Origin of the sequence: Nocardioides kribbensis (assembly GCF_015070375.1) — a bacterium.
Classification (GTDB): Bacteria; Actinomycetota; Actinomycetes; order Propionibacteriales; family Nocardioidaceae; genus Nocardioides; species Nocardioides kribbensis.
This window is the reverse complement of record NZ_JADCLL010000001.1, coordinates 17,411-29,556: the sequence shown is the minus strand read 5'-3', so window position 1 is coordinate 29,556 and position 12,146 is coordinate 17,411. Positions and strand designations below refer to the sequence as shown.

General features: G+C 74.0%; 12 protein-coding genes. All 12 read right to left on the bottom strand.

The genetic code is table 11. From position 1 onward, the window contains the following. Positions 1-72: 72 nt before the first annotated feature. The 12 genes from IR170_RS00130 to ald all read right to left on the bottom strand — a co-directional run bounded on the left by IR170_RS00130 (position 73) and on the right by ald (position 12,102). Entirely contained in the window at positions 73-1,173 is a 1,101-nt protein-coding gene (locus IR170_RS00130; protein ID WP_193660764.1) for a prephenate dehydrogenase, read from the bottom strand. Continuing rightward, positions 1,166-1,561, bottom strand: a complete 396-nt coding sequence (aroH, locus tag IR170_RS00125; RefSeq protein ID WP_193660763.1) for a chorismate mutase — start codon at positions 1,559-1,561, stop codon at positions 1,166-1,168. Before aroH ends, IR170_RS00130 begins: the two co-directional genes overlap by 8 nt. 174 nt (positions 1,562-1,735) lie before the next feature. Next, on the bottom strand, positions 1,736-2,491 hold the full coding sequence (locus IR170_RS00120; RefSeq protein ID WP_056864712.1) for a pseudouridine synthase: 756 nt from the start codon (positions 2,489-2,491) through the stop codon (positions 1,736-1,738). A 197-nt stretch (positions 2,492-2,688) separates the two neighbouring features. After that, positions 2,689-3,369: an SMC-Scp complex subunit ScpB gene (gene scpB, locus IR170_RS00115; RefSeq protein WP_193660762.1), complete on the bottom strand. Its 681-nt coding sequence runs from the start codon at positions 3,367-3,369 to the stop codon at positions 2,689-2,691. Next, positions 3,366-4,304: a segregation and condensation protein A gene (locus IR170_RS00110; RefSeq protein ID WP_319804824.1), complete on the bottom strand. Its 939-nt coding sequence runs from the start codon at positions 4,302-4,304 to the stop codon at positions 3,366-3,368. Before IR170_RS00110 ends, scpB begins: the two co-directional genes overlap by 4 nt. 14 nt (positions 4,305-4,318) lie before the next feature. Continuing rightward, positions 4,319-4,783 carry a hypothetical protein gene (locus IR170_RS00105; protein WP_193660761.1) on the bottom strand — a complete coding sequence of 155 codons (465 nt, stop codon included), beginning with the start codon at positions 4,781-4,783 and terminating at the stop codon, positions 4,319-4,321. Further along, positions 4,768-5,742, bottom strand: a complete 975-nt coding sequence (locus IR170_RS00100; protein WP_156697927.1) for a ParA family protein — start codon at positions 5,740-5,742, stop codon at positions 4,768-4,770. Before IR170_RS00100 ends, IR170_RS00105 begins: the two co-directional genes overlap by 16 nt. Positions 5,743-6,056: 314 nt before the next feature. Then, the gene (locus IR170_RS00095; RefSeq protein WP_193660760.1) at positions 6,057-6,365 is read right to left on the bottom strand and encodes a GNAT family N-acetyltransferase; all 309 of its coding nucleotides are present in this window, start codon (positions 6,363-6,365) and stop codon (positions 6,057-6,059) included. 26 nt (positions 6,366-6,391) lie between these two features. Continuing rightward, positions 6,392-6,967: a dihydrofolate reductase family protein gene (locus IR170_RS00090; protein ID WP_319804823.1), complete on the bottom strand. Its 576-nt coding sequence runs from the start codon at positions 6,965-6,967 to the stop codon at positions 6,392-6,394. 355 nt (positions 6,968-7,322) lie between these two features. Further along, the gene (locus tag IR170_RS00085) at positions 7,323-9,965 is read right to left on the bottom strand and encodes a DEAD/DEAH box helicase (RefSeq protein ID WP_193660758.1); all 2,643 of its coding nucleotides are present in this window, start codon (positions 9,963-9,965) and stop codon (positions 7,323-7,325) included. Continuing rightward, positions 9,962-10,903 carry a site-specific tyrosine recombinase XerD gene (locus tag IR170_RS00080; RefSeq protein ID WP_193661507.1) on the bottom strand — a complete coding sequence of 314 codons (942 nt, stop codon included), beginning with the start codon at positions 10,901-10,903 and terminating at the stop codon, positions 9,962-9,964. The genes IR170_RS00085 and IR170_RS00080 overlap by 4 nt, the downstream gene beginning before the upstream one ends. Positions 10,904-10,986: 83 nt before the next feature. Next, complete coding sequence (gene ald / locus IR170_RS00075) at positions 10,987-12,102, bottom strand: alanine dehydrogenase (protein ID WP_193660757.1); 1,116 nt, start codon at positions 12,100-12,102, stop codon at positions 10,987-10,989. Positions 12,103-12,146 lie beyond the last annotated feature (44 nt).

The window sequence follows — 12,146 nt, the reverse complement described above, 5'->3', positions numbered from 1 at the left end:
GTGGGCGTCACCCCCGGCTGAATCCGTCGTCACGGCCCTCCGGCGCTCCGCAGCCCGCCCCCCGTCACCGCCTCAGCGGTGCGTCGTCCAGCCCCGCTCCTCCAGCGACCCGAGCAGGTGCTCGGCCCGGGTCCGGTCGACCACCAGCTCGACGAGGCCGACGGGGCGACCCGGGTCGTGGTCGATGCGGATGTCCTCGATGTTGACCTCGCTGGCCACGGCGTCGGCGAACAGGCGGGCCAGCTCGCCGGGGTGGTCGGGCACGGCCACGAAGACCGAGCGGGTCGGGGTGGCCGGGCCACCGTGCTTGCCGGGGATGCTGCGGGTGCCGGCGACGCCGCGGTCGAGCAGCAGCTCGAGGCCGGCCCGGTCGCCGGCGCTGACCGCGGCGATCATCGTCTCGAGGTCGTCGCGGACCTCGGCGAGGAGCGCGGCGACGGCCTCGGCGTTGCCCGAGACGATCTGGCCGTAGAGCCGTGGGTCGCCGGCGGCCACGCGGGTGACGTCGCGGACGCCCTGGCCCGACAGGGTCAGGTGGTTCTCCGGGGCCTCGGCCAGGCGGGCGGCCACCAGGGCGGAGAGCAGGTGGGGCACGTGCGAGGTGCGGGCCACGGCCCGGTCGTGCTCGGCCGGGGTGAGCCAGACCGGCACTCCCCCGCACAGTCGCACGAGGTCCTCCACGAGCTCGACGGCCTCGACGTCGGCGACGGCGTGCGGGGTGATCGCCCAGGGTCGGCCGTCGAAGAGGGCGGCCGTGGCGGCGAGGGGGCCGGAGCGCTCGCTGCCGGCCATCGGGTGGCTGCCGACGTAGCGGTGGGCCCCGGTGCTGTCGGCGACGTCGGCGAGCGGGCCCGACTTGATGCTGCCCACGTCGGTGACGACGGCGTCGCCGTCGGCCAGGGCGGCGGCGATGACCCGTCCGAGGTGGTCGGGCGGCACTGCGACGACCACCAGCTGCGGGCGGTCCTCGGGGCGTCTCGGTCGGCCGGCGCCGAGCCCGGAGGCGGTGCGGACGTTCTCCGACGAGACGTCGGTGAGGAGCACCTCGATCCCGGCGCGGGCGCAGGCCAGGCCGATCGAGGCCCCCACCAGACCGGCGCCGACGACCTCGACCGGTCCGACCAGGCGCGGGACCCGGTCGGCGACGACCGGGGCCTCCGGGGCCTCAGGCATCGGGGTCGGCGTCGGGCACCGAGCGCACCCGGGTCAGGTCGCTGCGCAGCGCGGCGGCCCCGTGGAGGTAGACGTGGGTGATGTCGGCGCGGGGGAGGTCGGTCTCGACGTGGGCCATCATCCGCACGACGCGGGGCATCGACCGCTCGATCTCGAGCTCGCGGGCGCAGATCAGCGGCACGTCGCCGAAGCCGAGCTGGCGCGCGGCGTAGGCCGGGAACTCCGAGACCAGGTCACTGGTGGCGGTGAAGATGACCGAGATGAACTCGTCGACCTCCAGGCCGTTGGAGGTCATCGCGTCGGTGACCATCTCCGCGACGCGGTCGAGCATGTGGTCGCGGGTGTCCTCGTCGAGCTGGGTGGCCCCCCGGATGGCTCGCACTGCCACGTTTGCTCCTCGTCTCGTCGGTTCTCGTCGGTTCTCGCTGTGTCGCGCCGTGTCTCGCAGGTGCGCCGGTCCTCGTCGCCGGTCCTGGTCGCCGGTCCCGGTCGCCGCGCCTCGCCCCTGCCGCTCGGCCGGCCTCAGGCTAGCGAGCGCCGGGCGCCGGGCCGGTGCCCGGTCTCAGAGCTGGGACGCGTCGAGCAGCACCCCGAGCTCGTCGGTGGTGAGGTCGCGCAGCTCCCCCGGGGCCAGTCGGCCCAGCTCGACCGGCCCGATGGCGGTGCGGGTCAGCCGGGTCACGGGGTGGCCGACGTGGTCGAGCAGGCGCCGCACGATGCGGTTGCGGCCCTCGTGGATGACCAGCTCGACGATGCTGCGACCCGGGGAGTTGCGACCGTGCCCGCCGCTGACCACGCGGGCCCGCGAGACGGTGACCGGACCGTCGTCGAGCTCGACGCCGGCGAGCAGCTGCTTGATGGTGCGCTGGTAGACCTCGCCCTCGACCTCGGCGACGTAAGTCTTGTCCACCTCGTAGGACGGGTGGGCCATCCGCTGGGCGAAGTCGCCGTCGTTGGTGAGCATCAGCAGGCCCGAGGTGTCGGTGTCGAGGCGCCCGACGTGGAAGAGCCGCTCGGGACGGTCGGCCACGACGTCGGAGAGCGTGCGCCGCCCCTCGGGGTCCGACATCGTCGAGACGACGCCGCGCGGCTTGTTCAGCACCAGGTAGACGTGGGGGCTGATCGGTGGCAGCCGCTTGCCGTCGACGCGGATCACCGCGGTGCGCGGGTCGACCTTCGTGCCGAGCCGGGTCACCACCTCGCCGTCGACGACCACGTGGCCCTCGAGCATCAGCTCCTCGCACTTGCGCCGCGAGGCGACGCCCGACTGGGCCAGCAGCTTCTGCAGCCGGATCTGGCCGTCGTCGTCGGTCTGCACCTGCGGGCCGCTGCCCTGCCGGTCGCCGGTCTGCTCGCCGGTCTGCTCGCCGGTCTGCTCGCCGGTCTGGTCGCCGGTCTGGTCGCCGGTCTGGTCGCCGGTCTGGTCGCCGGTCTGGTCGCCGGTCTGGTCGCCGGTCTGGTCGCCGGTCTGGTCGCCGGTCTGGTCGCCGGTCTGGTCGCCGGTTTGGTCGCTGGTCACGTGGGCTCCGTTCCACCGTCGGGCTCGGTGCCCGGTCCGGTCCGTGGCGCGGCCGCGGCGGCCACGCTCTCGAGGTCGTCCTCGAGGTCGTCCATGTCAGGGAGGTAGGGCGCGAGCTCGGGCAGCTCGTCGAGCGAGGTCACCCCGATGCGCTCCAGGAAGTACGTGGTGGTGCGGTAGAGGTGGGCGCCGGTCTCGGCGTCGTTGCCGGCCTCCTCGACCAGACCGCGCGCGAGCAGGGTGCGCATCACCCCGTCGACGTTGACGCCGCGCACCGCCGAGACGCGGGCCCGCGAGACGGGCTGCTTGTAGGCCACGACCGCGAGCGTCTCGAGCGCGGCCTGGGTCAGCCGCGCCGACTGCCCCTCGAGCACGAAGGCCTCCACCACCGCGGCGTGCTCCTCGCGGGTGTAGTAGCGCCAGCCACCGGCCACGTGGCGCAGCTCGAAGCCGCGGCCCTGCTCGGCGTACTCCTCGGCCAGCAGCTGCAACGCCGCCACGACGTCGGCCACGGGGTGTCGCACGGCCGTGGCCAGCGAGACGGCGTCGAGGGGCTGGTCGGCCACCATCAGCACGGCCTCGAGCGAGGGCCGCAGCGCCACGACCGGTACGCCGTCACCCTGCGGTCCCGTCGAGGTCGCCTCCGCGCCTGCGGGGCCGGTGTCCTGCTCGCTCACGGGTGCTCCTGCGTCGTCGCGGGGTCGGGCTGGGGGGCGGGCTGGGGATCGGGCTCTGGATCGGCACCGGGCTCGGGCGGAGCGCCGTCGAACTCGTCGGTGACCAGGTCCTCGACGTCGGTGTCCTCGTCGCCGGTCCAGCGCACGCTCAGCTCCCCGAGCGGATCGACCTGGTCGAAGGACACCACGCCCTCGCGGAAGAGCTCGAGCAGCGACAGGAAGCGTGCCACGGTGGTGAGGGTGTCGGGTGCGTCGCCGCACAGGGCGCGGAAGGTGAGCGTGCCGGCGCGGCGCAGCCGCTCGGCGACCACGGCGGCCTGCTCGCGCACCGACACGGTGGTGGCGTGGATGTGCTGGAGGGAGACCTCGGGCAGCGGCTTGGGCTCCAGGGCGCGCGCCGCCAGCGCCGCGAACTGCTCGAGACCGATGCCGATCAGCACCTCGGGCAGCAGCGTGGCGAAGCGCTCCTCCAGCCCGACCGCGCGGGGGTGGCGCAGCGACTCCCCCGCCAGGCGACGCTCGAGCACCCCGGCGACCTGCTTGAACGCCTTGTACTGCAGCAGCCGGGCGAAGAGCAGGTCGCGGGCCTCGAGCAGCGCCAGGTCCTCCTCGTCCTCGACGTCTCCCTGGGGCAGCAGCCGGGCCGCCTTGAGGTCGAGCAGGGTGGAGGCCACCAGGAGGAACGAGGTGGTCCGCTCGAGGTCGCCCACCGCGTCGCGAGGGCCCCCGCCGGGCACGGGGCGGTCGCGCAGGGCCCTGACGTGGGCGATGAACTCGTCGGTCACCTGCGAGAGGCTGACCTCGGTGACGTCGAGCTTGTGCTTGGAGATCAGGCTCAGCAGCAGGTCGAAGGGTCCCTCGAAGTTGACCAGCCTGACCTCGAAGGCGTCCGAGCCGGCAGGGCCGGCCCCCTCGCCGGCCACGTCACCGGCCACGGTCCCGACCGTGGTCACTCCCGGGTCAGCCGCCGCACGAGCGCGCTGTCCTCGCCGTCGGCCTCGAAGTCGGCCAGCACCATCGCGACGGCCTCCCGCACGAGCCGGCCGCGGTCCACGGCCAGCCCGTGGCCGCTGCGCAGCGCGAGGCGCGCGTGCTCGATGGCCAGCAGCTCCTCGGAGGTGATGTAGACCGTCATCTTCTCGTCGTGGCGCACCCGGCCGCTCGGCCTGGCCGGCCCGCGCCGCGCGCGTGGCGTCGCGGCGGGATCGGCGGGCTCGCCGGCGGATCCGGCGCCCCGGTCGTCGGCTGGGGCGCCGGGCGCCCCGTCGGGCGCACTGTCGGGCGCACGGTCGGCGGCGGCTCCGGGGGCGTCCGGGGAGCCGGGCGACGCATGGTCGCCGGTCTGCGGCGGGGTCGGGTCGGCCGTCGGGCGGAAGAGGTCGTCGGCCGAGGGGAGGCTCACCCGGCGAGCCACCGGGCCAGCACCTCCTTGGCCAGCGTGCGGTAGGAGTCGGCGCCGGCGGAGGCCGAGGCGTAGGACGTGATGGGCTCGCCGGCGACGGTGGCGTCGGAGAACTTCACGGTGCGCCGGATCACGGTGTGGAAGACGGTGTCGCCCCAGGCCTGCACCAGTCGCTCCATGACCTCGCGGCTGTGCAGGGTGCGCCCGTCGAACATGGTGCCGAGCACGCCGTCGATCTCCAGGCGCGGGTTGAGCCGCTCGCGCACCTTGTCGATGGTGGTCTTGAGCAGCGCCACGCCGCGCAGCGCGAAGTACTCGCACTCCAGCGGCACGATGACCCCGTCGGAGGCGGTCAGCGCGTTGACGGTGAGCAGCCCCAGCGAGGGCTGGCAGTCGATGATGATGACGTCGTAGCGCTCCAGCGCGGGCGCGAGCACCCGCTGGAGGGTCTGCTCGCGCGCGACCTCCTGCACCAGCTGCACCTCGGCGGCGGAGAGGTCGATGTTGGAGGGCAGCAGGTCCATGCCGGGCACCCCGGAGGGCACGACGACGTCCTCGAGGGTGACGTCGCGCTCCATCAGCAGGTTGTAGACCGTCATGTCCATCTCGTGGGGGTTGAGCCCCAGCCCGACCGACAGCGAGCCCTGCGGGTCGAAGTCGACGAGCAGCACCTTGCGACCGAACTCCGCGAGCGAGGCACCGAGGTTGATCGTCGTGGTGGTCTTGCCCACGCCGCCCTTCTGGTTGCACATCGACACCACGCGCGCGCGCCCGTGCTCGGCCACGGGGCCGGGCTCGGGGATCAGCGGCATCGGGCGGCCGGTGGGGCCGAGGTCGCCGACGGCCGTCGCCTTCGCGGAGACCGCCGGGGTGGCCGGCCGCGCCGAGGGCGGGCGCTCGAACGGGAGGGGCTCGGTCAACTGCTGCTCTTCTCCGAGGGTGGGGGTCGGCGTGCGGAACCGGGGCGGCATCTCGTGGGCGCTGCTGCCCCCGGGTCCGGGGACCATTCCACCATCGCTCATCGGGCGCTCCTCGCTCGGGATCCCCACGTCGGCGCCACCGGGGCGCCGCACCGGGATCCTGCCTCCGTGTCGACACGACGACATGTCGGTCGACGTCCGCGCGAGCCTAGGTCCGCCCACCCCCGGCGACAACCCGGTGGCCGTCCTCCCCAGGCCGGTGCCCTGATCTGTGCACGGTTTGTGGAGGAGGTCCCGGGGTTCTGCACAGGCACCTCCCCACCTGGGGACGAAGCTGTGGAGGAGCCGGTGCGGTCCGAGCGGCCTCAGACCACCAGGTCGGCGTAGTCGGGGTGCTTGCCGATCCAGCCGGCGATGAAGGGGCACTGCGGCTCCACGCGGCGCTCCCCCGCCGCCCGCACCTCGTCCAGCGCCGCGCGGGCCAGCGCCGAGCCGACGCCGCGGCCCTCGAAGCCGTCGCGCACGACCGTGTGGAGGAAGACCACCCGGGCCGGGTCGTCGGCGAGCTGGTAGACCGCGACACCGGCCAGCTCGGGCCCGTCGTACGCCGCCCAGCGCGACTCGCCCGGCTCGTGCCTGACCGTGACCCCCGACGTCCGCGCCTGCTCGCTCATGGCCCCAGCCTAGGCCGCGACCGGGCTCACGCCCCCGAGGCGCGAGCGGCGTAGACCGACAGCACGACCCCGCCTGCGAGGGTGCTGCTGGAGACGTGCGTGAACCGGCGCAGACCCGCGCCGCGGACCACGGGCACGCCCTCGCCGAGGAGCACCGGGTGCACCTTGAGGTGGATCTCGTCGATCTCCTCGACGAGCTGCCCGGCGAGGTCGCCGCCCCCGCACAGCCAGATGTCGCCCCCCGACGCGGCCTTGAGCTCCCTGACACGGGCCGCGAGGTCGCCCTCCCACCGGTGCTGGGTCGGGTCGTCGGGCAGGTCGGCGTGGGTCGCGACGTACTGCGTGAGGTGCGGGTAGGCACTGGTCAGCCCGGCCGCGAGCGCCGGACGGTGGGTGGCCGCGCCCATGACGACGGTGTCGAAGCGCACCGGCGGGCCGCTGATGCCGAAGGCCTCGCGCAGGTGGGCGGGGCAGGTGTCGGGGTAGGCCGCGAGCGCGGCGGCGGCCGACTCCAGGTCCTCCTCGAGCACGGAGGTGTCGCCGTCGGGTCCGGCGATGAAGCCGTCGAGGGAGGTGGCGACCAGGTAGACCAGCGAGCGCACGGGCGGCTCCTCGGTGTGTGTGTGTGGGGGGCGGGGGCGCCCAGGCTCACAGCCCCCGCTACCCCAGCGCAACCGCATTCACCACCCGGTGGTCGAGCAGCGAGCCCACCCCCGGTGCTCGAGCAGCGAGCCCACCCCCGGTGGTTGAGGAGCGAGCGCCAGCGAGCGTCTCGAGACCACCCACCACCCCGGTGCTCGACCAGCGAGCCCACCCCCGGTGGTTGAGGAGCGAGCGCCAGCGAGCGTCTCGAAACCACCCACCACCCCGGTGCTCGACCAGCGGGCCCACGCGCGGCGGTCGAGGAGCGAGCGCCGGCGAGCGTCTCGAGACCACCACTCGCCCGGCGGCCCGGCCTCAGCCCCCCAGCCGCCGGAACGCGGTGGTGGCCAGCACCAGCTCGCCGATCTCGTCGGAGGCGTCGAGGTCGGCGGTGGCCTCCACGACCCAGTCGTGGTGGCCCTCGGGGTCGTGCACGGTCTGGCGCACCAGCAGCAGCCGCGCGGTGGCGTCCTCCCCGTCGCCGTCGACGCCCGCGGGCTCCCCGAGGGTCTCCTCCACCTGCAGCAGCGCGGGCCCGCGCGCGTCGGGCCCCAGGTCGACCCGGTCGTGCTCGGCGTAGTAGTCCTCGATCGCGGCGTCCCACACCGAGCGGGTGACGACGACCGCGCGGGGCGGGTCGGTGCGGTCGGCCGAGGCCCGCTCGAGGGCCATCAGGCCGTCGAGGTCGTCGCGCGCCACGAGCTCCACCCGGCGCCACATCGCGTTGCGCACCATGACGGCGAAGGCCCGGCCCTGCTTCGAGATCGGGCGCGGCGAGGCGGGCGGGCCGGAGCCGGCGAGCTCCGCCGCGCGTCGGGCGACGGCCTCGGGGTCGGTCATCGCCTCCCACTCGTCGAGCAACGAGGAGTCGGTCTGGCGGATCGTCTCGCCCAGCCACTCGGCGAGGTCGTCGAGCTCGGGGGTGCGGTGGCGCTCGGGCACCGTTACGCGCAGCGTGCGGTAGGCGTCGGTGAGGTAGCGCAGCACCAAGCCCTCGGAGCGGGCGAGCTGGTAGCGGCTCACGAAGTCGGTGAAGCCCATCCCCTGCTCGTACATCTCGCGCACGATGGACTTCGGCGCCAGCGCGTCCTCGGAGAGCCACGGGTGGCTCTGCCGGTAGATCTCGTACGTCGTGCCCAACAGCTCCGCGAGGGGCTGGGGCCACGTGATCTCGTCGAGCAGCGCCATCCGCTCGTCGTACTCCACGCCGTCGGCCTTCAGCTCGGCGACGGCCTCGCCGCGCGCGGCCCACTGCTGGGCGAGCAGGATCTGCCGGGGCGCCTCGAGCACGGCCTCGACGACCGAGACGAGGTCGAGGGTGTGGTCGTCGGCCTCGGGGTCGAGCACCTCGAAGGCGGCCAGCGCGAAGTGCGCCAGCGGCTGGTTGAGGGCGAAGTCGTCGGGCAGGTCGACGGTGAGCACGTAGCGCCGGCCGAGCTCGTCGGGCTCCTCGAGCCGGGTCACGGTGCCCGACTGCACCAGGCTGCGGGTCAGCCGCAGGGCACGGCGCGCCAGGCGCACGCGGTTGCGGCGGTCCTCGTGGTTGTCGGTGAGCAGCCGCCGCAGCACCGCGAAGGCGTCCTCGTCGCGGGCCAGGACGTTGATGATCATCGAGTTGTCGACCCGCATGCGCGAGACCAGCTGCTCGGGGGTGCCCTCGACGAGCTTGTCGAAGGTCTGCTCGGTCCACACCACCGAGCCCTCGGGGGGCTTGCGCAGCTGGGCCTTGCTCTTGCGCTTGGCCTGCTTCTCCGCGCTCATCGCGGCGTTCTTGGCCTCGGCCTTGCGCTTGGCCTTCTCGTTCTCGATGGTGTGCTCGGGGGCCTGCACGACCACGTACCCGCGGGTGTCGTAGCCGGCGCGGCCGGCCCTCCCGGCGATCTGGAGGAACTCGCGGCTGCGCAGCACCCGCTGCCGGTTGCCGTCGAACTTCGCGAGCCCGGTGAAGAGCACCGTGCGGATCGGCACGTTGATGCCGACGCCGAGGGTGTCGGTGCCGCAGATGACCGAGAGCAGACCGGCCTGGGCCAGCTGCTCGACCACGCGTCGGTAGCGGGGCAGCATGCCGGCGTGGTGGACGCCGATGCCGCGGCGCAGCAGCTTGGAGAGGGTCTTGCCGAAGCCGGCGCCGAAGCGGAAGCCCGCGAGCCGCTCGGCCAGCTCGTCGGCCGGCTTGGGCACCCACTTCGCGTTGAGCAGCGCGGTGGCCTGCTCGACCGCGGCGGCCTGGGTGAAGTGCACGACGTAGACGGGGGCCTGGCCGGTGGTGACCAGCTCCTCGAGCTGCTCGAGCAGCGGGGTGAGCGACCAGGTGAAGTCCAGCGGCACGGGCCGCTCGGCGTCGTCGACCACGGCGGTCTCGCGCCCGGTGCGCCGGGTGAGGTCGGCGGCGAGGTCCGTGACGTCGCCGAGGGTCGCCGACATCAGCAGGAACTGCACGTCGGTCAGCTCGATCAGCGGCACCTGCCAGGCCCAGCCGCGGTCGGGCTCGGCGTAGAAGTGGAACTCGTCCATCACGACCAGGCCGACGTCGGCGCCCGCCCCTTCCCGCAGCGCCAGGTTGGCCAGGACCTCGGCGGTGCAGCAGATGATCGGGGCGTCGGCGTTGACCGAGGCGTCGCCGGTGAGCATGCCGACGTTGTCGGCCCCGAAGACCTGGCAGAGCGCGAAGAACTTCTCGCTCACCAGCGCCTTGATGGGCGCGGTGTAGAAGGACACCTCGTCGCGGGCCAGCGCCGCGGCGTGGGCGGCCACCGCCACGAGCGACTTGCCCGACCCGGTGGGGGTGGCCAGCACGACGTTGCTGCCCCCCAGCAGCTCGATGACGGCCTCGTCCTGGTGGGGGTAGAGCGAGACCCCGGTGCCCGCGGCCCAGGCCACGACGGCGTCGTAGACCTCGTCGTCGCCGGCGCCCACGCGCGGCGGCCAGGCGGCGGCCGCGCCCTCGGGGGCGCTCATCCGCGCGCTCGCGGGTGGGAGGTGGCGAAGACCTCGCGCAGGTTGTCCACCGTCACCAGCGTGTAGACCTGGGTGGTGGTCACAGAGGCGTGGCCCAGGAGCTCCTGCACGACGCGGACGTCGGCGCCCCCGTCGAGCAGGTGGGTGGCGAAGGAGTGGCGCAGCGTGTGCGGGGAGACGTCGCGGGTCACGCCGGCCCGGTCGGCGGCCTTGGCCAGCACGGCCCAGGCCGACTGCCGCGAGAGCCGGCCCCCGCGGGCGTTGACGAAGAGCGCTCCGGCCGGGCCCGTGCCCGTCGCGGCTGCGACCAGCTCCGGGCGACCACGCACGAGGTAGGCCTCCACCGCCTCCAGGGCGTAGGAGCCGACCGGCACGATCCGCTCCTTGCCGCCCTTGCCGCGCAGCAGCACCGTGCCCGGCACGGCGGCCAGCCCGGGCTCGGCGGCGCCGCTGCGGTCGAGGTCGTCGACGTCGAGCCCGACGGCCTCCGAGATCCGCGCACCGGTGCCGTAGAGCACCTCCAGCAGCGCCCGGTCGCGCAGCGCGAGCGCGGTGCCGGGGGCGCCTGCGGCCTCCAGGATCGCCTCCACGTCCGACAGGGGCAGCGCCTTGGGCAGCCGCTTGGCCGGGGCCGGCGGCTTCACCCCGGCCGCCGGGTCGGCCTGGGCGAGGCCGTCGGCCACGGCGAAGCGGTGGAAGCCGCGCACGGCCACCACCGTGCGGGCCGCCGACGTCGCGCTCAGCGGCGGGTGCTCGGCGTCGCCCTCGCGCAGCGCGACGAGGAAGTCCGAGACCACCGCCTCGGTCACCTCGTCGAGGCTCGAGACCCCGCGGGCCGCGAGGTGGGCGAGGTAGCGGCGCAGGTCGCGGCGGTAGGACGACAGCGTGTTGGTCGCCAGACCGCGCTCGACCGAGAGGTGGTCGAGGTAGGTGCGCACGGCGACACGGGGGCCCGTCAGGTCCCCGGTGCCTCCCCCGTCACCCACCGTCGCGGGCTCCTGCGCGAGCGTCGGCACCCGGGTCAGGCCAGCACGCGGTCGAGGGAGACCGCGTCGACGCCGACGGCCTCGCCCACGGGGGCGTTGGTGAGCTGCCCGTCGTGGGTGTTGAGCCCCAGCGCCAGGCTGCGGTCGTCGCGGCAGGCCTGCAGCCAGCCCTTGCCGGCCAGCGCCACGGCGTAGGGCATGGTGGCGTTGGTGAGCGCGTAGGTCGAGGTGGTCGGCACGGCGCCGGGCATGTTGGCCACGCAGTAGAAGACCGAGTCGTGCACGGCGTACGTCGGGTCCGCGTGGGTCGTGGGGCGGGTGTCCTCGAAGCAGCCGCCCTGGTCGACGGCGATGTCGACGAGCACCGAGCCGGGCTTCATGGCCGCGACCAGCTCGTTGGAGACCAGCTTCGGGGCCTTGGCGCCGGGGATGAGCACGGCCCCGATGACCATGTCGGCCTGGGTGACGTGCTGCTCGATGGCCAGCTTGGAGGAGGCCAGGCCGTGCACGCGGTTGTCGTAGCGCCAGAAGGACATGCGCAGCTTGTCGAGGTCGGTGTCGAGCAGGGTGACGTCGGCACCCATGCCGAGGGCGATGTTGGCGGCGTTCTGCCCCGAGACACCCGCGCCGATGACGACGACCTTGGCGTTGGCGACGCCGCCGACACCGCCGAGCAGCACCCCGCGGCCGCCCTGGGCCTTGAGCAGCGCATGGGCGCCGACCTGCGGGGCCAGGCAGCCGGCGACCTCCGACATCGGGTAGAGCAGCGGGAGCGCGCCGGAGGGCAGCTGCACGGTCTCGTAGGCGATCGCGGTGACCTTGCGCTTCATCAGCTCGGCGGTCAGCGTCGGGTCGGCGGCCAGGTGGAGATAGGTGAAGAGGAGCTGACCCTCCCGCATGCGGTGGTACTCCTCGGCCACGGGCTCCTTGACCTTGAGCACCATCTCGGCCTCGCCCCACACGGCGTCGGCGTCGGGCAGCAGCGTGGCTCCGGCGGCGGCGTAGTCGTCGTCGCTGATCTGGGAGCCGACGCCGGCGCCGGTCTCCACGACGACCTCGTGGCCGTGGGCCACCAGCTCGTGGACACCCAGCGGCGTCAGGGCCACCCGGTACTCGTGGTTCTTGACTTCCTTCGGGACGCCGACCTTCACCTGACACTCCTGTCATCACGGGGCCCCACGACGCTGTGGGGTGC

Bases quoted from the DNA above. Each gene is read 5' to 3' on its own strand.
- IR170_RS00100 (WP_156697927.1), bottom strand. From the start codon at position 5,742: ATGCCGCCCCGGTTCCGCACGCCGACCCCCACCCTCGGAGAAGAGCAG.
- IR170_RS00130 (WP_193660764.1), bottom strand. From the start codon at position 1,173: ATGCCTGAGGCCCCGGAGGCCCCGGTCGTCGCCGACCGGGTCCCGCGC.
- IR170_RS00095 (WP_193660760.1), bottom strand. From the start codon at position 6,365: ATGAGCGAGCAGGCGCGGACGTCGGGGGTCACGGTCAGGCACGAGCCG.
- IR170_RS00085 (WP_193660758.1), bottom strand. From the start codon at position 9,965: ATGAGCGCCCCCGAGGGCGCGGCCGCCGCCTGGCCGCCGCGCGTGGGC.